Origin of the sequence: Marinobacter sp. CA1 (assembly GCF_020546665.1) — a bacterium.
GTDB lineage: Bacteria > Pseudomonadota > Gammaproteobacteria > Pseudomonadales > Oleiphilaceae > Marinobacter > Marinobacter xestospongiae.
In genome coordinates this window covers 4,519,012-4,541,937 of the sequence record NZ_CP071785.1, presented here as the reverse complement: position 1 = coordinate 4,541,937, position 22,926 = coordinate 4,519,012, and the positions used below count along the sequence as shown (strand labels likewise).

General features: G+C 60.7%; 17 protein-coding genes. 6 read left to right on the top strand and 11 right to left on the bottom strand.

The genetic code is table 11. The features are described from left to right. The first annotated feature begins 126 nt into the window (after positions 1 to 126). Positions 127 to 1,407, top strand: a complete 1,281-nt coding sequence (locus J2887_RS20755) for an EAL domain-containing protein (RefSeq protein WP_227173027.1) — start codon at positions 127 to 129, stop codon at positions 1,405 to 1,407. A gap of 42 nt (positions 1,408 to 1,449) precedes the next feature. On the opposite strand, the gene J2887_RS20750 is transcribed toward J2887_RS20755, so the two are convergent. Genes J2887_RS20750 through J2887_RS20740 form a run of 3 tightly spaced genes read right to left on the bottom strand, consistent with a single transcriptional unit; the run spans position 1,450 to position 6,267 of the window. Then, positions 1,450 to 4,596: an efflux RND transporter permease subunit gene (locus J2887_RS20750; protein WP_227173026.1), complete on the bottom strand. Its 3,147-nt coding sequence runs from the start codon at positions 4,594 to 4,596 to the stop codon at positions 1,450 to 1,452. After that, positions 4,593 to 5,693, bottom strand: coding sequence for an efflux RND transporter periplasmic adaptor subunit (locus J2887_RS20745; RefSeq protein WP_227173025.1), 1,101 nt, complete (start codon positions 5,691 to 5,693; stop codon positions 4,593 to 4,595). Before J2887_RS20745 ends, J2887_RS20750 begins: the two co-directional genes overlap by 4 nt. A 22-nt stretch (positions 5,694 to 5,715) precedes the next feature. Next, on the bottom strand, positions 5,716 to 6,267 hold the full coding sequence (locus tag J2887_RS20740; RefSeq protein ID WP_227173024.1) for a DUF3833 family protein: 552 nt from the start codon (positions 6,265 to 6,267) through the stop codon (positions 5,716 to 5,718). A 233-nt stretch (positions 6,268 to 6,500) separates the two neighbouring features. Here J2887_RS20740 and J2887_RS20735 point away from each other — a divergent pair, with 233 nt between their 5' ends. Then, positions 6,501 to 8,321: an acyl-CoA dehydrogenase C-terminal domain-containing protein gene (locus tag J2887_RS20735; protein WP_227173023.1), complete on the top strand. Its 1,821-nt coding sequence runs from the start codon at positions 6,501 to 6,503 to the stop codon at positions 8,319 to 8,321. Positions 8,322 to 8,369: 48 nt separating this feature from the next. Here the strand turns inward: J2887_RS20735 and J2887_RS20730 are convergent, their stop codons facing one another. From J2887_RS20730 to rpmH, 8 genes are all read right to left on the bottom strand, one after another. Beyond that, a complete protein-coding gene (locus J2887_RS20730; RefSeq protein ID WP_227173022.1) occupies positions 8,370 to 9,116 on the bottom strand; it encodes a substrate-binding periplasmic protein in 747 nt (248 codons plus the stop codon). Positions 9,117 to 9,301: 185 nt separating this feature from the next. Beyond that, a complete protein-coding gene (locus tag J2887_RS20725; protein ID WP_227173021.1) occupies positions 9,302 to 10,042 on the bottom strand; it encodes a substrate-binding periplasmic protein in 741 nt (246 codons plus the stop codon). Between the two features lie 183 nt (positions 10,043 to 10,225). Further along, positions 10,226 to 10,897, bottom strand: coding sequence for a DUF2959 domain-containing protein (locus J2887_RS20720; RefSeq protein WP_227173020.1), 672 nt, complete (start codon positions 10,895 to 10,897; stop codon positions 10,226 to 10,228). A 52-nt stretch (positions 10,898 to 10,949) separates the two neighbouring features. Further along, positions 10,950 to 12,314, bottom strand: coding sequence for a tRNA uridine-5-carboxymethylaminomethyl(34) synthesis GTPase MnmE (gene mnmE / locus J2887_RS20715; RefSeq protein WP_227176185.1), 1,365 nt, complete (start codon positions 12,312 to 12,314; stop codon positions 10,950 to 10,952). A gap of 78 nt (positions 12,315 to 12,392) precedes the next feature. Continuing rightward, the gene (gene yidC, locus J2887_RS20710; RefSeq protein ID WP_227173019.1) at positions 12,393 to 14,087 is read right to left on the bottom strand and encodes a membrane protein insertase YidC; all 1,695 of its coding nucleotides are present in this window, start codon (positions 14,085 to 14,087) and stop codon (positions 12,393 to 12,395) included. Between the two features lie 4 nt (positions 14,088 to 14,091). After that, entirely contained in the window at positions 14,092 to 14,373 is a 282-nt protein-coding gene (yidD, locus tag J2887_RS20705; RefSeq protein ID WP_227173018.1) for a membrane protein insertion efficiency factor YidD, read from the bottom strand. Positions 14,374 to 14,384: 11 nt separating this feature from the next. Further along, positions 14,385 to 14,795: a ribonuclease P protein component gene (gene rnpA, locus J2887_RS20700; RefSeq protein WP_227173017.1), complete on the bottom strand. Its 411-nt coding sequence runs from the start codon at positions 14,793 to 14,795 to the stop codon at positions 14,385 to 14,387. Positions 14,796 to 14,815: 20 nt separating this feature from the next. Beyond that, positions 14,816 to 14,950, bottom strand: coding sequence for a 50S ribosomal protein L34 (rpmH, locus tag J2887_RS20695; RefSeq protein WP_227173016.1), 135 nt, complete (start codon positions 14,948 to 14,950; stop codon positions 14,816 to 14,818). 864 nt (positions 14,951 to 15,814) lie between these two features. Between rpmH and dnaA the strand changes: the two genes are divergently transcribed. The 4 genes from dnaA to recF all read left to right on the top strand — a co-directional run bounded on the left by dnaA (position 15,815) and on the right by recF (position 22,912). Beyond that, positions 15,815 to 17,296, top strand: a complete 1,482-nt coding sequence (gene dnaA, locus J2887_RS20690; RefSeq protein ID WP_227173015.1) for a chromosomal replication initiator protein DnaA — start codon at positions 15,815 to 15,817, stop codon at positions 17,294 to 17,296. 91 nt (positions 17,297 to 17,387) lie between these two features. After that, the gene (gene dnaN, locus J2887_RS20685; RefSeq protein ID WP_227173014.1) at positions 17,388 to 18,491 is read left to right on the top strand and encodes a DNA polymerase III subunit beta; all 1,104 of its coding nucleotides are present in this window, start codon (positions 17,388 to 17,390) and stop codon (positions 18,489 to 18,491) included. Between the two features lie 70 nt (positions 18,492 to 18,561). Next, positions 18,562 to 19,833, top strand: a complete 1,272-nt coding sequence (locus J2887_RS20680) for an ABC1 kinase family protein (protein WP_227173013.1) — start codon at positions 18,562 to 18,564, stop codon at positions 19,831 to 19,833. 1,951 nt (positions 19,834 to 21,784) lie between these two features. Further along, complete coding sequence (gene recF, locus J2887_RS20675; protein ID WP_227173012.1) at positions 21,785 to 22,912, top strand: DNA replication/repair protein RecF; 1,128 nt, start codon at positions 21,785 to 21,787, stop codon at positions 22,910 to 22,912. Positions 22,913 to 22,926 lie beyond the last annotated feature (14 nt).

Genomic DNA, 22,926 nt, shown 5'->3' with positions numbered 1-22,926 from the left:
CTTCGCAAACCTGATCCTGCTGCGAATAACCCCGCAGTCCCGGACAGCGTCGGATCGACGGTCTGTGGAAAACTCAGCTACCCCAGGGAACGGTTCTGCCAATTGCCATCGAGGCCAACCAACATCATGAGCAGTGTGATTTCGCTCAGGTCCCGCACCACCTTCTGGACCCCTGCCCCCAAAGGCAGTGAGTTTCTGGATCAGTTCGCCCTTACGCCAGTGTCCCAGCCCATCTTCAGCCCCAGCCATCAGCGTCTGGTGGGTTATGAGGCGCTGATCCGGGTCCAGCGGCAGCAGCAGGCGGTGCCGCCGCCGCAACTGTTCGAGGCCGCCCAGCGGGCGGACTGCACCGATCAGCTCGACCGCCACCTGCTGCAGCTGCACCTGGACAGCTTCGCCCATCAGCAGCCGCCGGTGCCGGTGTGGCTGTTCCTCAATATCAGCCCCACCACCTGCGTGCACCCGGACAACTGCCTGACCACCCTCACCGAACACTGCCGGCATCTGGGCATCGAGCCGGCCCAAGTGGTGCTTGAGGTGGTAGAAACCGAGGTGGCGGAACGCCAGGCGCTGCTGGACTTCGTTGCCCAGGCCAAGGCCAGGGGCTTCCAGATCGCCATCGACGACTTTGGTGTCGGCGATTCCAACTTTGAGCGCATGTGGCAGCTGGAACCGCTGATCGTCAAACTGGACCGCAGCCTACTGGTCAATGCCGAGTGTCACCCGCGGGCCCGTCAACTGCTGGACAGCCTGGTACGAATGATCCGGGAGAGCGGCAGCTTGGTACTGCTGGAAGGCATCGAGACCGACGCCCAGGCCCGCATTGCCCTAGCCACCGACGCCGACTTGCTGCAGGGCTTCTACTTCGGCCGCCCGGCGCCGCTGGCGGACAACGAGGCAGCACCGCTGCAACAACGGTTCCAGCGCCTGTTGGCCAACAACCAGCAGTTCGCGTCGGTGGACCATCTGGCCCAGGAGGGATTCTTGCGGTTACTGCGCTTTGAGACCCTGGAGGCCTGTCACCGCATCATGCGCCAGGAAGCCTTCGACCAGGCCTGTGGCGGCCTGCTGACGATCGCTGGCGTCAAACGCTGCTTCCTGCTGGATCGCCAGGGCGTGCAGCAGGGCAACCTGGCCATCGCCAGCCCTGACCACCAGCGTCGTACCTTCAATCCGCTGTATGGCTCCAGCGGTGCCTGCTGGGCCCATCGTGAATACGTCCGCCTGGCCATCGAGCAGCCCCAGCAGGTCAACGCCTGCCGGCCCTACGTCGCACTGCCGGACGCCACCCGCACCATTACCCTGTCCACCACGCTGCAACTGGAGGACCAGGCGATGATTTTCTGCGTCGACCTGCACCCGGACGAACTGTTCAACGGCCAGCTGAGCTTTCCGCCGACGCTGTAGGCGGGGCTCGCTTTTGCTGATCCCGCTTGAATCCAAGGCGCGCTAGAAGTCCTCCGGTCGCGGCGCCTGACGGGCTCCCTGGACACCGGCACCGCCGGCCTGTCCTGCGGTGAGCCGCTCCAGCTCCTGCTCCACCGCATTGGCGGACTTGGCGAACCGTGCCAGCAGGTTGTACAGCACCGGGATGATGAACAGCGTCAGAGTGGTGGCAAACACCAGACCACCCAGAATCACCACACCGATGGAGGCCCGGCTTTCTGCCCCGGCGCCGGACGCCAGCACCAGCGGTACCGCACCAAACACGGTGGAAATGGTGGTCATCAACACCGGCCGGAAACGCAGGATACTGCCCTGGAGGATCGCCTCCTGGACGCTGTGGCCACGGTCCCGCAGCTGGTTGGCGAACTCGACCATCAGGATGCCGTTCTTCGCCATCAGCCCCAGCAGCATGATGATGCCGATCTGGCTGTAGATGTTGAGACTGATCCCCGACCACCATAACGCCAGCAACGCGCCGGTGACCGCCAGCGGCACCGCCAGCATGATGATCAGCGGGTGAATCCAGCTCTCGAACTGGGCCGCCAGCACCAGGAACACGATCACGAACGCCAGTCCAAAGGTCAGGTAGATGGCCGCCGTGGATTCTTCCAGTTCCCGGCTCAGGCCGCGGTAGCTGATACGGGCTTCCGGTGGCAGGTTGTCCATGGCCAGGGTGTTGAGGTAGTCCAGCGCGGTGCCGAGGTCGTAGCCCTCCGCCAGCGAGCCACTGATCACCACCGCCGGCAGCCGGTCGACCCGCCGCAGGTCAGGGTTGGCGCCCACTTCCGCCATCGACACCAGCGCCTGCAGCGGAATCAGCTCGCCACCGCTGCGGGCACGCAGGAACACCTGGCCCAGGTCATCCGGGGTGGCGCGATCGGCGTCTTCGGCCTGGACAATAACGTCGTACTCCCGGCCCCGGTCGAGGAAGGTGGTAACCTGGCGGGAAGCCAGCAGGGTCTGCAGGGTCAGGCCAACGTCCTCGATGGTGATGTCCAGGTCCGCCGCTCGCTCCCGGTCAATGGTCACCGCCAGCTCGGGCCGGGTCAGCTCGAAGTCGGTTTCCAGGTTGTACAGGTTGGGATTTTCCTTCGCCAGCGCCAGCAGCTCCTCGCTCCAGGCCTGCACGGTGTCGTAGTCCGGACCGCCAATCACCAGCTCGATGGGCTCGCTGAAGCCGCCCCCCAGCCCACCGGGATTGATCGCCACCGAGCGCACCCCCGGCACACTGCCGAGAATTGGCCACAGCTCGGCGGCCAGCTCCTGCTGGCGCATGGTGCGTTCTTCCCACGGCACCAGGCCAACAATCATCAGCCCCCGGTCCTGTTCGTCACGGAAGCCGACAATCGCCAGCAGCCGGTCGGCAATACCCTGCTCCAGGTAGGGCATCAACTGGCGTTCAATCTTGCTGACGTGGTGATCGGTGTATTCCACCGTCGATCCCCGCGGCGCACTTGCGGGCACAATCACCACACTGCGGTCCTCCGTCGGCGCCAGTTCCTGGGGCAGTTGCGGAAACACCACCGCAGCCAGAACCAGCCCTGCCAGGCCCAGCCCAAGCAGCAGCCCGGGCTGGCGCAGGGAGAACCGCAACAGCCGCTCGTAACCCCGGGTCAGCCCCGACAGCACCCGCTCGCTGGCCATCCACAGGCGATGGCCCTCCGCCTGCTGGGGGCTGTGCCGCAGCCACTTGGAACACAGCATCGGCGCCAGCGTCAGCGCCACCAGACTCGATACCACCACCGCCGCTGCCAGGGTAAAACCAAACTCGGCAAACAGCCGGCCGACGTTGCCCTGCATGAACGAGATCGGCACAAACACCGCCACCAGAGTCAGGGTGGTGGCAATCACCGCAAACGCCACCTGCTTGGCACCGCGGAAGGCAGCCAGCAACGGCGGCTCGCCATCATCAATGCGGCGCTGGATGTTCTCCAGCATCACAATGGCGTCGTCCACCACCAGGCCGATGGCCAGGATCACCGCCAGCAGGGTCAGGACGTTGACCGAGAAGCCCAGCGCCCCAAGGCCGATAAACGCGCCAATCACCGCCACCGGGATGGTAACGGCGGGGATCAGGGTCGCCCGCCAGGACCGCAGGAACACGAAAATCACCAGGATCACCAGCGCCACCGCAATGGCCAGGGTGGTGATCACCTCGCGGATCGAGGCACGGATAAACAGCGATTCGTCGTAGCTTTCGGCTATCGACACTTCCGGCGGCAGGGTTTGGCGGATGTTGTCCAGTTCAGCCTGGACCCGGTCCGACACCGCCACGGTGTTGGCCTTGGACTGCCGGATAATACCCAGGCCAACCGCATTCTTGCCGTTGGCCCGCAGCCGTCCGACATCAGACTCCACGCCCATTTCCACCCGGGCCACTTCCCCCAGCCGCAGCAGGTTGTTGCCGTCACGGCGGATCACCAGCTCACGGAAGGCCTCCACCGACGACAACCGGCCTTCTGCCCGCACAGTGAAGTCCCGGGTTTCCGATTCCAGTGAGCCGGCGGGGAACTCGGCGTTGTTGGCCCGCAGCGCCCGCTCCACTTCTGCCACGGTGATGTCCCGGGCCGCCAGCCGCTGCTGGTCCAGCCACACCCGGATGGCGTAACGGCGCTCACCACCGATCCGCACCCGGGCAACGCCCTCCAGCACCGACAGCCGGTCCACCAGTACGCGGTCGGCGTAGTCACTGAGCTCAGCGCGACTCCAGACATCACTGCGCAGGGTGACCCACATCATCGGGTTGGCATCGGAGTCGGCCTTGCTGACCACCGGGGCGTCCGCCTCATCCGGCAGCTGGTTGGCCACCCGCGACACCGCATCGCGGACGTCGTTGGCGGCAACGTCGACATCGACATCGCTGTTGAATTCAATGGAGGTGCGGGATTCCGCCTGCTCGGTACTGGAGGTCACCGAGCGGATGCCTTCGATCCCGCTCACCGCGCCCTCGATTACCTGGGTAATCTGGGTGTCCACCACCTCGGCGGCGGCGCCGGTGTAATCGGTGGAGATGGAGACGTAGGGTGGATCAATGTCCGGGTACTCCCGCACCGGCAGACCCAGCAAGGCTGCCAGGCCGAACACCAGCACCAGCAGGCTGAGCACGGTGGCGAACACCGGCCGCTTGATAGAGACATCCGACAGGATCACGACGCCGCTCCCGGCGCCCTGGCCAGGTGGCTGGGAGGAATAGCACTGTCGTCGTCCACCACCTTGACCGGGTCTCCGCTGCTGAGGCGGTCCTGGCCGGTGATCACCACCTGATCATCCAGTGCCAGACCCTCGAGGATCTCCACCCAGCCGGGCTGGCGCTGCCCTACCGTCACCGTGGTGCGCCGGGCCTGTCCGTCCACCACGGTGAACACGTAGCTGGCGCCACCACGAATCAGCATCGCCTGCTCGGGAATCACCAGCGCCTCGCGCTCCGCCAGGGTCAACCGCACCGACATGAACTGGCCCGGCCGCAGGCGACCGTCCGGATTGTCCACCTGCGCCCGCACCGGCAGGGTCCGGCTCAGTTCGCTGACCCGCGAGCCCAGCTCGATCAGGGTGCCGGCAAAACGCTCGCCACTGTAGGCCGGGGTGGTGCCTTCCACACGCTGGCCACGATGGAGCTGGCCCAGGAAGCGCTCGGGGACCGAGAAGCCGAGCTCCATCCGGCTGGTGTCGTCCAGGGTGGCGATGACATCGCCCACGCTGAGGTAGCTGCCCAGGCTGAGGTCAGTGAGCCCCACCACGCCGCTGAACGGCGCTTCGATGCGATGGTTGTCAAGGCGGGTCTGGGCCGCCACACGCTGGGCTCTGGCCACATCCAGAGCGGTGCGCAGCTCGTCGAGACGGGACTGGGAAATGCTGTTGTTGGTGACCAGCCGGCGGGCGCGGTCAAACTGGCGCTGGGCCTCAGCCAGCTGGGCCTCGGCCACCTCCAGATCGGCGCGGGCCTGGCGATCGTCCAGCTGCACCAGACGCTGGCCCTGCCGTACCCGACCACCGGACTCGAACTCCATCGCCACCACCCGGCCGCTGACTTCGGCCGTCAGCGACACCGCTTCCCGGGACTTCAGGGTGCCCACCGCCGACAGCGCGTCCTGAACCTGCTGCAGCCTGGGCTGGGCGGTGTTGACGATGCGGGGCGGCCGTTGCTCCTGTTCGCCGGCGGTCTGTTGTTCCGCCAGCATCTGGTAGCCAGCCCCCGCCGCCACCGCCATCAGCAGGATGGCCAGGGCGATCATCCCTTGTTTCAGCATACTCCCGTCTCACCTTTCGTGATCATCGTTTCTGGATCACCAGCACCACCTCGCCAACCTCCACGCCCCACTTGGTCATGGTGGTCTGGTTGATCAACGTATCGGGGGTCACCAGGTGCATCCAGTCGTCCATGTGCACGTCGATGGCGCCATCATCGGTGGCCACCCGCAGCACGTAATTCATATGCAGGCTGTTGCCTGTCCAGCGCATCTGGCCCGGAGACACCACATCACCGGCCTCGGCCAGGTAGCCGTCGGCGTTGGGCGTCAGGGTCCAGATGCGGGTCTGGCGTTCGCCGTCGTCAAAGCGGAACACCTCATCCAGGGTCCCCACCCCGCGGTCGTCCCAGCGGGCAACGATGTCGGCATCAAAGGTGCGGATCACTTCGCCGGAGAAGTCCTTGACCACCCCGCGCGCGGAAAGTTCACCCTCGAAAAAGCGGGTCGGCTCCAGCTCCGGCGTCCGCCCCTGGTAGTCGTCCAGCGACGGTCCGGCACAGCCGGCCAGTGCGACTGCCAGCCAACATACCCACAGCCGGACGCCGGCGCCATACTTCCAGGACCATCTTTGCATGTTCTTTACCTCCGCTTAAGTTATCCACAGGGCTTTACGGCCCCCGGGGCGGATTGGACCGACCGCAACGGGTCGTCAGAAGCGGGCTTTCGTCATTTCGGCCAATTGTCCTTGCTGACAGGGGGGTAGGCGGTTTTCGTCAATGGAACGCTCGTTTGAATGCCGTACAACAAAAAACAGACACGGCCCGGCCTGGGCCTTTCCCCTGACAATCGCATCACAGAGGTACCGGTATGCCGACCTACAAGGCTCCCCTGCGGGACATGAAATTCCTGCTCAACGAGGTCTTTGACTACCCCCGCCACTACGCCTCCCTGGCCAGCGGCGAGAACGCCACGCCGGACATTGTTGACGCCATTCTCAGCGAGTGCGGCCGTTTCTGTGAGGACGTGCTGAGCCCGCTGTACCAGAGCGGCGACGAGGAAGGCTGCAAACTGGAAAACGGCGAGGTCACCACCCCCAAAGGCTTCAAGGAGGCCTACGCCCAGTACGTCGCTGGTGGCTGGCAGGGCCTGTCGGCGCCCGAGGAGTTCGGTGGCCAGGGCCTGCCGGCTTCCCTGGGGCTGTTCAAGCAGGAAATGATGGGCACCGCCAACTGGTCCTTCTCGATGTACCCGGGCCTGTCCATTGGCGCCATGAACACCATCTTCCTCCACGGCAGTGACGAACAGAAACAGACCTATCTGCCGCCACTGACCGAGGGCCGCTGGGGCGGCACCATGTGCCTGACCGAACCCCAATGTGGCACCGACCTGGGCCAGGTCAAGACCAAGGCCGAGCCCCAGGCCGATGGCAGCTACCGGGTCACCGGCACCAAGATCTTCATTTCCTCCGGCGAGCACGACCTCACCGACAACATCGTCCATGTGGTGCTGGCCCGTCTGCCGGACGCGCCCAAGGGCACCCGCGGCATTTCCCTGTTCATCGTGCCCAAGTTCCTGCCGGATGATAACGGCGATGTCGGCCAGCGCAACGGCGTCACCTGTGGCAGTCTGGAAAAGAAAATGGGCATCAAGGCCTCAGCCACCTGCGTGATGAACTTCGACGACGCCACCGGCTACCTGATCGGCCCGGAGAACCAGGGCCTGGAATGCATGTTCACGTTTATGAACACCGCCCGCATCGGCACTGCCATCCAGGGCGTGGGGCCGGCGGAACTGTCCTACCAATGGGCGCTGGACTACGCCAGGGATCGCCGCTCCATGCGGGCGCTGTCCGGCAAGAAGGAGCCGGATCAGGTCGCCGACAGCCTGATCCATCACGCCGACGTACGGCGTATGCTGCTGACCCAGAAGGCCATCGCCGAAGGCGGTCGCGCCATGCTGTATTACGCCGCGCGGCTTGCCGACCACATGGTGGAAGGCCATGAACAGGGCGACAGCAAGAAGGCCGAGGCCTACGACGACAAACTCGGCTTCCTGACGCCGATCCTCAAGGGCTTCCTCACCGAGCTCGGCTACGAGGCCGCCAACCAGGGCGTGCAGGTCTTCGGTGGCCACGGCTACATCCGCGAGCATGGCATGGAGCAGATCATCCGTGACACCAAGATCGCCACCCTGTACGAAGGCACCACCGGCATCCAGGCCCTCGACCTGCTGGGCCGCAAGGTACTGATGATGACCCAGGGCGGTGCGGTGCGGGAATTCACCCTGAAGATCGCCAACTTCGCCCGCAAGCAATTGACCGACAAGCGGTTACGGCCGTTCGCAGTGGAACTGCTGAAACTGACGGCGCAGTGGAACGTGTTGACTGTGCGGCTGATGCTGGCGGCCCGCAAGGACCGCGACGTAGTCAGCGCTGCGGCCCACGACTTCCTGATGTACAGCGGCTACGTCACCATGGCCTACCTGTGGGCCCGTCAGGCGGCGGTAGCGGCAGACAAACTGGAGAACGGCGGCGCCGACGCGGCGGAGTTCTACCGCGCCAAGCTGGCCACCGCCGAATTTTATTACGAGCGACTGCTGCCACGGGCCCAGAGCCACGCCACCAGCATGCTCAGCCCCACCAAAAACCTGATGCAGCTGGACGCCGAGCATATGGCGTTTCTGGGCTAGGAACCCGGTCTATCAGTGCCGCTGCGGCTGGTATCCCGAAGGGGGTTACTAAAGGCCGTAGCGGTCGCTGATGGCAGAGAACATGCCGGACTGGTGAACCTGCTCCAGGGCCATCTCCAGGGTCTGTACCACCTCATCCGGGGTGTCCGGATTCAGTGCCAGGTAGAGCTCGGTCTCGTTGAACGAGTACAGCTCTTCGATGTCTTCGACGTCCTGCTGGGAGGCCAGATAGTAGCCGGTCAGACGATCCACCAGCCACAGGTCGATCTGCCCCAGGGCCAGGCGCCGCGGGTTGAGGTCGTTGCTGTCCAGCTCGGACATCTCGAATCCCCGCTCCTTGAGGAAATCGGTCATGATGTCGTTGCGATAGCCACCGAAACTGTAACCCTTGGCGTCATCCAGACTGTTTAGGGTAATGTCGGTGCCGGCCTTGCCGAAGACCGTCCAGGCAATGGTGGTCAATGGCCCAACCCACTTGAACTGCCCTGCCCGTTCGTCGTTGTAGGCGGTGCAGAATACCCCATGGTTGGGTTTGTTCAGGGCCCGCTGGTAACCGTAATCCCAGTTCCTCAGCTTGATGACAAAGTCCAGGCTGGTGTTGGCCATCATGGCCTCCACCAGATCGGTACACAGACCGTCAATCTGATCGGCACTGTGTTCGAAGGCGCGCCCGGTGGCGCTCATGTTGTAGGGCGGGTAATTCTCGGTATAGAAATAGAGCTTTTCGCTGGCCATGGCGGGCACCCCAGTGCCCATCAGCATGGCCAGCAGCATCGGTACTGCGAGCAGACGCATCGACGGTTCCTCAACAATGATCGGGATCTAACCGCTCGTACTGCCTCCGGGGCTTTCCCCATCACGAGCCGGGACACGTACACTGTAGCTACGTTGTCGGATTAGGCCGTCATTCTAACCGTGTCTTTTTGTAACAATTGCAATTACGAATCACTTAAGTATTAAGGATCGTCGCTGCCGGCTGCTCAGTACTTGTCCTGAATCGCTTGGTAAATGCCGGACTGGCGAATACGCTCCAGCGCCGCTTCCAGCGTCTGTACCACAGCGTCCGGTGTCTGGGGGTTCAGGGCCAGGAAAATCTCCCCTTCCTCGAAGGCATATACCGGCTTCAGGCCCTCAACGTTCTGCTGGGAGGCGATGTAGGGGCCGGCCAGACGGTCAGCAATCCACAGATCGATCTGGCCCAGCTCCAGCCGCTTCGGGTTCAGATCATCGCTGTCCAGCTCCGACACGGACAGCCCCTGGTCCTTGAGGTACTGCGCCATGACGTCATTGCGATAGCCACCGATGGTCAGGCCACGGGCGTCAGACAGGCGGTTAACCCGGATATCACTGCCGGAGGCGGCAAACAGCGTGCGCTGGTTGGTCGCCAGCGGCCCCACCCATTTGAACAGCGGTGCCCGTTCCTCGGTGTAGTGGGTGCAGAAAATACCGTGGTTCGTCTTCTCCATCGCCCGGCTGTAGCCATAATCCCAGTTCCGCAGCTTGATCACGTAATCCAGCTGGGTTTCGGCGAGCATTGCCTTGACGATTTCCGTGCAAAGGCCGTCCACGCCGCTGCCGTTGTGCTCGTAAGCTCGGCCAGTGGCACTCATGTTGTAGGGGGGAAAGTTTTCGGTGTAGAGATAGAGCCGGTCACTGGCATGTCCGGTTGAGGACATCAGGAACGCTGGCAGGGCCAGCAGCAGAGCAGCAATCAGTCGCATTGGTACCTCCATGGTGAAAGACGTGTCAGCCGGTCTGACTGGTCGAAAATCGATCAGGGTGTCGGAGTGTACTTGAGTCCGATGAAAAGGTTTCGCACTTCACTGTATCAATTTGTAATCCGCCACCGAATGCCCCCTTTTGCGCCATAGGTAATTGCAGCCATTGGTTTTTTCACCCGCTACTCAGGGCTGGCGCAGGCTGCGGACGAAGTCGTCGGATTCGGCCATGGCCTGTTCCATGTCGCGGATCAACTGATCGACATCGGCGCGGATGCGCCCCAGTTCGCTTTCCAGCGCGCCGATGGCCTGGGCATTGAGGTTGTGCTTGAGGAACAGCACCTGGTCCTCAAACGCCTCCAGTACCGGCGCCATCCGTGCCTCAGCCTGGTGCATGCGGCGGATCAGCGTGGCGTACTGGCGGCGGGTGTCCCGCAGCTGCTGCTCGCTGGCCCGCCGCAGGTTGGCGTTCTGGTAACGACCCAGTTCCTCCTGCCACTCCTCAAACAGGGCTTCAGACACGTCTTCGACCGAGTCAATGCGGGAGCGGACGTCTTCCGCCACGCTCTGGCTGTCCTCGAAGGCATCCCGCAGCTCCTCGTACCGGGCCTTGAGGTCGGTGTCCGGGGTCTCCACCACGTGCTGGAACCGCGCCAGCGAGGAACGGAAGGTGGTACGGGCCTCATCCTGGCTTTCCCGCGCTTCCTCCACCCGGTCCACCAGGATCTCCCGCTTCTCAATCCCGAATTTCTCCATGGTGTCGTAGTACAGGCTGGAGCACCCGGACACCAGGACCAGCAGCACCAGTCCGAGTAAACCTGTGGAAAAGCTGTTAGCAACATCGCGGCTAGGGTTCATCTGTGCGTACTCTCCTTGGCAATGGGTCGGCGTGCCCTGTGGTTGCAGGCAACTACTTGCCGATACAGAAACTGGAAAAAATCTTTCCGAGCAGATCGTCCGGGGTCAGGGTGCCGGTAATTTCCCCCAGGGCATCCTGGGCGGCACGCAGGTCTTCTGCCAGTAGCTCGCCGGCACCGTAGCCATCAAGCTGTTGCTGGCCTTCCAGCAGGGACTGTCGGGCACGATCCAGGGCATCGAGATGGCGCCGCCGGGCCAGGAAGCCACCCTCGGTGGTGGTGGCAAAGCCCATGCACTGCTTGAGGTGATCCCGCAGCACCTCCAGGCCACTGGCGGATTTGGCCGCCAGCCGAATCACCGGTGCACTGGCGTTTTCCACCAAGCCCACCGCTTCACCGGACAGGTCCACCTTGTTGCGGATCACCGTGACCGGCGCCGACGCCGGCAGCAGGTCGATAAAGTCAGGCCAGATGGCGTGGGGCTCGGTGTCGGCCGTGGTGGTGGCGTCCACCATCAGCAGGATGCGATCGGCCTGGCGAATTTCGTCCCAGGCGCGGGCGATGCCGATCCGTTCCACTTCGTCCGGACTGTCCCGCAGGCCGGCGGTGTCGATGATGTGCAGGGGCATGCCATCGATGTGGATATGTTCCCGGAGCACGTCCCGGGTGGTGCCTTCAATGGCGGTCACGATGGCCGCTTCCCGCCCAGCCAGGGCATTGAGCAGGCTGGATTTGCCGGCGTTGGGGCGGCCGGCGATCACCACCTTCATGCCGTCCCGGAGGATGCTGCCCTGCTGGGCCTCCGCCAGGATGGTGTCCAGATCCGCCATGATGGCGGCCAGATCGGTGGCCACCTTGCCATCGGCAAGAAAGTCGATCTCCTCCTCGGGAAAATCGATGGCGGCCTCGACGTAAATGCGTAAGTGGGTGAGCGCCTCCACCAGGGTGTCGATGCGGCGGGAAAACTCCCCCTGTAACGAACGCACGGCGCAGCGGGCCGCCTGCTCGGAGCTGCTCTCAATCAGATCGGCGATGGCCTCCGCCTGGGTCAGATCGAGCTTGTCGTTGAGAAAGGCGCGTTCGGAAAACTCTCCGGGGCGGGCCAGACGGGCCCCGAGGCTGCACACTTCCCGCAACAGCAGGTCGAGGATGACGGTACCCCCGTGGCCCTGGAGTTCAAACACATCCTCGCCGGTGAAAGAGTTCGGGTTGGGGAAAAACAGCCCGATGCCCTCATCGATCACCGCCCCGTTGGCCTGGCAGAACGGGCCGTAGTGGGCGAAGCGGGGCCGGGGTTCAAAACCCAGCAGGCGGGTGGCAATGGTTTTGGCCGCTGGCCCGGAAACCCGGACGATGCCCACGCCGGCCTGACCCGGAGCAGTGGCAATAGCGGCAATGGTGTCGGTGGTCATCGACAGCTCCTGGCTGTGGACAGAACGCACAAAGGCCCCTGAAAAGGGGCCCCTGTGGATAACTAACGGCGATGAAGGCTGCCGTCAGTGTTTCTTGCCCGCGGATTCGGCTTCGATCTTGCGGGTAATGTACCACTGCTGGCTGATCGACAGCACGTTGTTCACCAGCCAGTACAGCACCAGACCTGCCGGGAACCACAGGAAGAAGATGGTGAAGACCAGTGGCATCAGTTTCATGATCTTGGCCTGCATCGGGTCCGGCGGCGACGGGTTGAGACTCATCTGCAGGAACATGCTGGCGCCCATCAGGATCGGCAGGATGAAGTAGGGGTCCATCACCGACAGATCGTGTATCCACAGCATGAACGGCGCATGCCGCAGCTGAACACTCTCGAACAGGACCCAGTACAGCGCAATGAAGACCGGCATCTGCACCAGGATCGGCAGACAGCCGCCCAGTGGATTGATCTTCTCTTTCTTGTACAGCGCCATCATTTCCTGGGACATGCGCTGGCGGTCTTCGCCGTACAGTTCCCGCAAACGGGTCAGTTGTGGCGCTACCGCCCGCATCCGTGCCATCGAACGGTAACTGGTGGCGGAGAGTTTGAAGAATACCCCCTTGACCAGCACCGTCAGCAGAATGATGGCCATACCCCAGTTGCCGACCAGGCTGTGGAACCATTCCAGGATGTAGAACAGCGGCAGTGCGATGAAGAACAGGAAGCCGAAATCAACAGTGCGATCCAGGTTCGGTGCTACCTGTTCCAGGCGATCAATGATCTTCGGACCAACGTAGGCGGTAGCGCCGATCTCGGCACTGTCCCCGGGCTCAACCACGGTGGCCGGACTGACAAAGCCCATCACCACCAGGTCACCGCGCATGGTGGTCTGGAACTGATTGGCCTGTTCCTGGGTCGGTACCCAGGCGGTGAGGAAATAGTGTTGCAGGAACGCCAGCCAGCCATTGTGGACGGTCTGGTTGATGGGATTTTCCCGCAGATCGTCAAAATCGTGCTTGTCGTACGGGTCCTCGGAAGAACTCATCACCATGCCCAGGAAGGCCCGGATGCCCATGCTGTTCTGGGCGGTGGGATCAGGGCTGCGATCACGGACGATCTTGCCCGAGAAGTTGCCCTGCCAGGTGGCGTCGGACTGGTTGTTGACCAGATAGCGAACATCAATCTGATAGCTGTTGCGAGCCAGCGTGTAACGCTTGGTGACTTCCACTCCGCTGTCTGCAGTGAACACCAAGTCGACGCTCAGCTGGTCCTGACCGTCTCCGAGCTGGTAGTGGCTCAGCTCACTGGCGTACATCGGCGTCTCGCCATTGCGTCGGCTGTCAAAGCCATTTCGACCAATCAGACCGCTTTCCAGCATGTACCTTCGCTGATCATTATTTTGCAATAGTTTCAGTGGGTTGCCGCTATTAAGATCGTCTTCATAGTGGAGCAGTTCGGCTTCCACCAGATTACCGCCCACCCGGTCAATGGCCAGTGTCATAACGTCGGTGGTGACGGTAATCAGCTGATCTGACACCTGGTTGGCATTGGCGTCGTTCGCCAGACCGGTGGTGGTACTTTCCGGTGTGGTGAATTCCTCATCCGCTGTATCGCCTGTCGCTACAGGTCCGCTGCCGTCGGCAGAAGCCAGGGTTGGCGCGCTGGACTCACTGGTTACCTGGGCCGTTGGGGGCTGGTGATAGTCCTCATTCCAGGCCAGTACCATCAGGTAACTGACAATCGCCAGGCCGGCGTAAAGAGCAATGCGTTTGATGTCCATAAACCTACTGTGTCGTCTGGTTGGCGTTAGCAGAGCGGATGGAACTGCCTTCCGGAGAGGGCGGTGTGGGCGTTGACGGTGGTACCGGGTCGTAGCCGCCGGGTGACCAGGGGTGACAACGCAGTAATCGTCGACCCGCCAGATATGAGCCGCGAACCGCACCATGGCGTTCGATGGCTTCGATGGCGTAGTTGGAACAGGTCGGATAGTGACGGCAATGACTCGCCATCATGGGACTGATTGCGTACTGGTAGCAACGAATGGGCAGGAGCAGCAGTTTGCGCATGGACCCGTTCCCTAAGCCGTCCCGGAATTGCGGGTTTGGGCATTGACCGGTGGTGCTGGCTGGTTGCTGGCCAAGCTTTTGCGCCGTAACCGTTGCCAGAGTTCGTCCAGTATGGCGTGCAGTTTGGCGTTTTCAATGCCGGCCAGGCCCTGTCGGCCCAACACGATGATGTCAACGGCAGGCAGGTCAGGGTGCTGACGAAAGCTTTCGCGCACCAGTCGCTTGACCCGGTTTCGCTGGACCGCGTGTTTCAGGTTCTTCTTGGCGAAAATCAGCCCAAGACGGGGTCGACCAAGCTCATTGGCCGATGCCAGAACCAGAAAATGGCGGTGCGGAACCTTGATCTGGACGTTATCGAATACCCTGCCGTAGTCCCCCGGACGCAGTAAACGGGCGTTCTTGGGAAACGACAGGGAATTCATCGCAGCTGCAGACTGTCCGATCAGGCGGACAGACGAGCGCGACCCTTGGCACGGCGACGAGCCAGAATCTTGCGGCCGTTGGCAGTAGCCATGCGGGCACGGAAACCGTGAACACGCTTACGCTTCAGGACGCTCGGTTGAAACGTTCTTTTCATGGGAATGCTCTCACGTTACAGAAGTTGGATGTTCAGTTGCTGGCTGCAAAATGAACAGCCAAAACAGGAGCGGCATTCTAGGGCAAGTGCAAGCCTAATTCAATGGCCTGATGGTGCGGTGAAAGTTACGGATTGCCGAAGTTTTGATCAAGGCCAGGAACCGTGGTCAGCCTGATTGGCAATGGACCGGACCTTTGCTGCAACAATGGCGGTGGAGGTCAGTGATCGGATGGCCCCGTCATTTTCTAATATGTCACCAGAAGCGACACGCTGTGTGGTGTGAGGAAATGCTTGCTCAGGGCAGGACATTGTTCGCAGCAATTTCGGGTCAGTGGGGATGGGATCGATGGTTGGTGACAGGATCAGTTAATTAAACCAATAGGTCTTTTTTTATTCTCTTTAAAGATATTTATTACTGTTATAGGGCACCAGGTATTCTGTGGATACCTGTAAAAACGCGATTTAAATCAAAAAACTGCAACGATGACAACCGGGTTGACTAGTGCCTCTGAGGGCTGTGGGTAACCGACGAGGGGATTGGGGAAAAGTCGCGACTAGGGGAATTGGATGAGTTATGCCATGGTGGGTCCAACGTCTGGACACAGGGTTTGACCCCGGGTGCCAACAGGGTCCTGTGAATAACTTTTCTGTAGCGGATTATCTGTACACAACGCTGTCGGTAAGTCTGCAACAAGCTGAAAAACATCATTATAGATTTCCACAGGCTGTGAATGACCGCCCTGGTGCCCTTTTCCTGGCGGTGTTTGGCAGGGTAGAATCCGGGATTACCTTTTCCACGACGACGTTTCTGGCGGTGACCAGAAGCGCTCTGGCTGGCGTTTATAAGCATCGGAGGCGGGCGACGTGCCGCAGACCATTTGGCATCAATGTCTAGAAGTACTCCGGGATGAGTTTCCCGCGCAGCAGTTCAATACCTGGCTGAGACCGCTGCAGTCGGATCAGCGCGACGGGCAGCTGATGCTGTTTGCCCCAAACCGGTTCGTGATGGACTGGGTGAATGAAAAGTACCTTCGCCGTATAGAGGAAGTACTCAAGGATCTGGAGGGTGGTCAGGCCCCGCGGGTTCATATGAAAGTGGGCTCGGCGCCCAAGGCCAGTGAGCCGGTGGCGCGATCCCAGCCGGCGGCGGTGCAGACGCCGACGCCAGTCAGTGATGAGGAAGCCGGCAGTGTCACCGAAGAGGAAGCCGGTGTGGCTGCCACGGTGGTGGAGCCGAAGACCCAGTCTTTGGCCCAGACCACCGCTGCCCGAACCAGGAATGACAGCGAACGGCGGCCGGTGCAGGTGGAAGGGGACATCAAGCATCAGAGCTTCCTTAATGAAGGCTTTACTTTCGAAACCTTTGTCGAAGGTAAGTCCAACCAACTGGCACGGGCGGCCTCGATGCAGGTGGCAGAGAACCCCGGTGGTGCCTATAACCCGCTGTTCCTCTATGGCGGCGTGGGCTTGGGTAAGACCCACTTGATGCACGCCATCGGCAACGAGATTGTTCGCCGTAATCCGGGCGCCAAGGTGGCGTACCTGCGCTCGGAGCGGTTCGTGGCGGATATGGTCAAGGCGCTGCAGCTCAATGCGATCAATGAGTTTAAACGCTATTATCGCTCGGTAGACGCGCTGCTGATTGATGACATCCAGTTCTTTGCCCGTAAGGAGCGGTCCCAGGAAGAGTTTTTCCATACCTTCAACGCCTTGCTCGAAGGCGGCCAGCAGGTGATTGTGACCTGCGACCGCTTTCCCAAGGAAATCGTCGATATGGAAGAGCGGCTCAAGTCCCGGTTTGGCTGGGGCCTGACGGTAATGGTGGAACCGCCGGAACTGGAAACCCGGGTGGCGATCCTGATGAAGAAGGCGGAACAGGCCAATGTTCGTCTGAGCAGCGAAGCGGCCTTCTTTATTGCCCAGAAAATCCGCTCCAACGTGCGGGAGCTGGAAGGTGCACTGCGACTGGTGATTGCCAACGCCCACTTTACCGGTTCGGAAATCACGCCGCCATTCATCCGCGAGAGCCTGAAGGATCTGTTGGCGCTGCATGAAAAGCAGGTCAGCATCGACAATATCCAGCGCACCGTAGCGGAGTATTACAAGATCAAGGTGGCAGACTTGCTGTCGAAGCGGCGCACCCGCACCGTGACGCGTCCCCGTCAGGTGGCGATGTCGCTGGCCAAGGAACTGACCAATCACAGCCTGCCGGAAATTGGCGAGGCGTTTGGCGGACGGGACCACACCACGGTTCTGCACGCCTGTAAGAAAATCGTGGAATTGCAGGAATCTGATCCCAATATCCGCGAAGACTACCAGAACTTCATGCGGCTGCTGACCACCTGAGGGACCGGCGCCGGGACCGGCCGACGCCAGGCAAGCCGTAAACAGAACGATTATTCACAGACCCATCGAACCAGTAGACCGAGTGCCAGCCATGAGACTGACAATCAGCCGCGAGTCCCTGCTCACCCCGTTGCAATCCATCGCCGGGGTGGTGGAACGGAAACAGACCATGCCGGTGTTGTCCAACGTGCTGTTGGACGCCGAGGGCAATACCCTCACCCTGACCGGCACCAATATGGAAGTGGAACTGGTCGGCCGGGTCACCCCGGTACACGTCGACCAGCCGGGTCGGATTACCGTACCTGCCCGCAAGTTGGCGGATATCTGCCGCGCCCTGGGCGACGAGTCGCCGATCGAACTGTCGCTGGAGGGTGATCGCCTGCACCTGCACTGCGGTGCCAGCCACTTTACCCTCTCCACCCTGCCGGCGGAGCATTTCCCCAACGTGGAAGACGAGGACGAGAGTTTCCGGCTCGAGTTGCCGCAAAAGGAACTGGGACGGATGCTGGATGCGACCGCGTTCGCGATGGCGCAGCAGGATGTGCGTTACTATCTCAATGGCCTGTTGCTGGAAGTAGACGCCTCCCACGTTCGCACGGTCGCCACCGACGGCCACCGTCTGGCGATGGCTCACCTGGAACTGTCCACAGGCTGTCCCGATCTGCGCCAGGTTATTGTTCCCCGCAAGGGGGTGCTGGAACTGGCACGGCTGGTGGACGATGTGGAAACACCGGTGACCTTGGTGATTGGCGACAACCATCTGCGGGCCACCATCGGCGCCTACACCTTTACCTCGAAACTGATCGAGGGCAAGTTCCCGGACTACAACCGGGTGATCCCGCGCGGCGGTGACAAGGTGGTACTGGCAGACCGGGCGACATTGAAAAATACCCTGCAGCGGGCGGGCATTTTGTCCCACGAAAACATCCGCGGTGTGCGTCTGAACCTGGCGCCCAACCAGCTTCAGGTGTTTGCCAACAACCCGGATCAAGAACAGGCCGAAGACGCGCTGCCGGTGGAGTATCAGGGCGAATCCCTGCAGATTGGTTTTAATGTAGGCTATCTGGTCGACGTCCTGAATGCGCTGGACGAAGACCAGGTCAAGATTACCCTGGCCAACCCCAACAGCAGTGCCCTACTGGAGGCACAGAACGACAACCGTTGCCTGTACGTGGTCATGCCCATGCGGCTGTAATCGAGCCGGGCGTGTCAGGCCCTGAGACAGAGAGCGTCACAGAGACATCATGGCAGCAAGGATATCCATCATGACCGCAGTGACCAATGGCCTGAAAGGCGCGTTTCGAATCGGCCAGACCCTGAGCGTGTTGGGTCGCACCGGTGTCAGCTGGGCGTTGGGGGATCGTCCCCCGGCGCCACGCCTGCTGCGCCAGACGTTTGAATCCCTCGGCGCGACCTACATCAAGCTGGGCCAGTTCATCGCCAGTTCCCCCACCTTTTTCCCCAAGGCCTACGTGGAGGAATTCCAGTACTGCCTGGACTGCACCCCAAGCCTGCCGTTTGCCACCATCCGCCGGATTATTGCCGCCGAGCTGGATCGGACGATTGATGAGGTGTTTGCCCACATCGAGCCCGAAGCGTTGGCATCGGCGTCGATCGCCCAGGTGCATGCGGCCAGGCTGGTGAGCGGAGAAGAGGTGGTGATCAAGGTGCAGAAGCCGGGTGTGGAAAACATCCTGCTGACTGACCTGAATTTTCTTTACGTGTCCGCGCGGATTCTCGAGACTCTGGCGCCAAAGCTGTCCTGGACTTCGATGTCTGGCATTGTGGAAGAAATTCAGCGCACCATGATGGAGGAGTGTGACTTCATTAAGGAAGCCAACAACCTCCAGGTATTCCGTGATTTCCTTCACAATACTCATAATGAGGATGCGACGGTTCCCCGTGTCTACCAACACGCCAGTACCCGGCGGATACTCACCATGGAACGTTTCCACGGTGTGCCGTTGACGGATCTGGAGAGCATTCGCGGTTACGCCCGTGATCCCGAACGCACCCTGATTGCCGCGATGAACACCTGGTTCGCCAGCCTCACCCAGTGTGAGTTCTTCCACGCCGATGTGCACGCCGGCAACCTGATGGTGCTGACCGATGGCCGTGTCGGGTTTATCGATTTTGGCATCGTCGGCCGCATTCGGCCCGATACCTGGCAGGCGGTCTCCGACTTTATATCCGCGGTGATGGTGGGCAACTTTGAAGGCGTGGCCGACGCCATGATCCGTATTGGGGTTACCCGGCAGACGGTGGTTGCGGGGGATCTTGCCGACGACCTGCGGCGACTGTATCAGCAGATGGACCGGATGGTTCCGGACATGGACAGCTATCAGCCCGATCAGGCCGAAGACGACGTCAACAGCATCCTGATGGATATGGTCAAGATCGGCGAAGGCCATGGCCTTCACTTTCCCCGCGAGTTTGCCCTGCTGCTAAAGCAGTTCCTCTACTTTGATCGCTACGTCCACATCCTGGCGCCGGAAATGGATGTGTTCATGGACGATCGCCTCACCCTGCTCCACTGAAGGCTTAGGGATCATTGCCAACCTCCGGTTGTCCGCTGAGGTTGGCAGACTCTGGTTGCCATCCGCTTTCGTCTTGCGTCCCAAGAATCTTATCCACAAACCGTCGCTTCGGCCCTCGTGACCGTTGGCTTTGGCGTAGCGGGTTCTGTGAATAACGTTTTCCTGCAGTAACCGCAGTTATTCCTTGTTTTCTGTGGATAGCCTGTGTGTAGTTCGGTCTCTCAATCGTCATAAAACCGGAGTTGTCCACAGAGCGTGGCTTTTTAACTACCTTGCCCTGCCGGCGAAGTGTTCGTACAACTCAGTGTTCCCGGCTCTTCCGGGAGAGTGGTCATGCCGATGGCGCCATTCAGCGGTGGTTCGGGTCATAAAATCATCAACGCCAGCGCTATCCACAAGGACTGTGTATATCCACAGCATAAACTCCGGCGTAGTTTGCTCTGGCCCGAACCGCCGTCTCGGTGGACTTATCCGGTTATCAACAGAACAAGGTTGAGCCGGATTGTCTGGCTGGCTGTGGACAGTTTTGTCGTTGGATTATTCCATGAGATTTCCGTTGTCATCAGTAAAAGTGATGTTGGCAACAGGCGCCGTTATCCGTCCTTTCCCGGTCGGGTTTTCCTGGTGCGACTACTGTGGATATCTTTTCGGTGGTGCTCGCCATCCGATTGCTCTGCCGTCGTCATACCAATCCTGGCTCAACCGGACAAACCCGCCCGTGGGGCGAGCTGTGTTCCGATCCCGGTGATGCCTGAGCGGTTGGTTCAGGAAGAACTGGCACTGCCAGCGATCCTGAACATCTTGTGCATAACCTTTCTGGGCTTTCAGTCGTCGGTGCGGATATCGGACTCGTTTTGGTCGTGCAGTTTGTGGTTTTTTTCCACAGGTAGAGGACGTGGATGGTTGTGGATGAATAACTGATGTCTGGAAAACGTTGTTGCTGTACGAACTGTGAATAACCTTTGAAGTGCGCTCACCAAGGCCGGTGATTTTTTCATTGTCTTTGCCTGGTTTTCCCCTGCCCTCAGTCAGTTGATTATCCACAGCAAGGGAGCCGTTCTGGTTCGGGGGTCTGCTCCGCCCATCATTCCGTGTCTATGGATCCTCAACACTAAGATTGCTGGCGATGGCCAACGTTTTCCTGGTTGAATCGAAGTGACCGGGCGTTTTCGGGCGTCGTGTTGTTCGGTTTCAGTTACTGCCGGGTGCTGGCGCATGAAAGATGAGTCGATGCTGGGCGCACTTCGTCGCGACAGCGGCACGGTCCTCAAGTCCAGGGAGGGTTGATACCGGGTTCATTCGAGGGGCATCCTTCGATGATAAGGCGTTGCCAGCCGGAATAGAGCGTTTCGGAAGGCTATTGGTTGGTTTTGCCAAAGTGAAGCTGAAAACGGTGCGGCGAGGCAGTCGGGAATCGATCAGAAAAGGCGGACCCATCTGCGATCTTGAAGTATGAGGGCTGGTGATTGTGTTCTCCATAGCATGGCACATCGTTGCCTGAGTACGTGAGCAGGTTTTAGGCGGGTCAGGCGTTGTATATCCCTGGCAAACGAGTGATCACTGGGAATGCGCACATGCTTGGCAGCCAATTGATGATTTTGATGCGGTTGACTGGAGGTGTGGCGTCGGTGACGGTGTTGTAGTTATCGACCTGTCGAGCCAGTGCGCGTGGTCGCGGGTTTCCCGATGTTTATACGTGGTCCCCTGGTACACACGTCAGCAATGATGGTGAAAGGCTCAGCAACGTTCGATTTGCGGCCATGGCATCTAGTAAACTTCTGTTTTGGGTTCAGTCTCCTCGCTGGCGAGTTCGCTGGGTTTGTTGGGCGGGGGGCCTGGGACTTTCGGCGGCTAACTCAGTGTACTGGTCCCACATCACGGCGCCAGCGCACCGGAAGAAGAGTTCCGGAGCAATGCCCTTCTCCCCTTCCATTCAGGTAGTTTTGTCTTAATGGCACTGATCAGGCTTCAAACCGAACATTTCCGTAATCTGACTGGTGACGGCGTCGATTTCTCTCCCTCGTTCAATCTGATTCACGGCGAGAACGGCAGCGGCAAGAGCAGCGTTCTGGAGGCGGTTGCTTATCTGGGGCTGGGGCGCTCGTTTCGGGTTCACCGCCATCAGGCGGTGTGTTGTCACGGCGAGAAACGTTTTACTGTCTTTGGGGCGTTGAACAATGGCGCCACGGATGTCTCGGACATGGTCAGCACCGAGGTTGCCCATCGCGTGGGGTTTGCCCGGGATTTGGCGGACAAGGAGACACTGCTTCGCCACAACGGTGAATCGGTGCGGAGCCTGTCGTCACTGGCCCGATTGCTGCCGGTGTCGGTGATCGATCCGGGCGTGTTCGAGATTGTTGGCGGTAGCCCCGGCAAACGTCGGCAGTTTCTCGACTGGTCAGTGTTCCACGTGGAACCTTCCTTTGCGAGTCTCTGGCAGCAGTGCCAAAGAGTGACCTCACAGCGGAATCAGGCGCTCAGAGATGGTAGAATGGACGATCACCTGCTCCGGGTCTGGGACCGCCAGTACGGCGTTCTCGCGGAGCAGGTAACGGAAGCGAGACAGGCAGCGGTTACGGCCTTTCAGCAGGCGTTTGAGACGTTGTTGGAAGAGGTGGAAACGCCCTGGGTGGACGGCCTGAAAGTGGACTTCTATCCGGGATGGGACGTGAAACAGTCCCTGGTCGATGTGTTGGTGTCTCACCGGGAGCAGGAACGGCGAATGGGCCATACCCTGTATGGGCCCAATCGTGCCGATCTACGGTTACGTTATCAGGGACGTCCCGTCGCAGAAACCTTTTCCCGTGGTCAGCAGAAAACCCTGGTGATCCTGATGAAGATCGCCCAGGGCATGGTGTTGTCTGGCCTCGGCAAGCAGGTCACGTTTTTGCTGGACGACATCAATGCAGAGCTCGATCTGGGCCACCGCGCCATGCTGGCCAACAAGCTGCACGAACTTCGGTGTCAGGTTTTCATGACATCCATTGAACGACCCCGTCCGGACGAGTTGTGGCGGGAGGACAGCCTGCCGGAATACCGCATGTTCCACGTGGAACATGGCCGATTGACGGAAGAATAAGCCCCGCGCTTTAG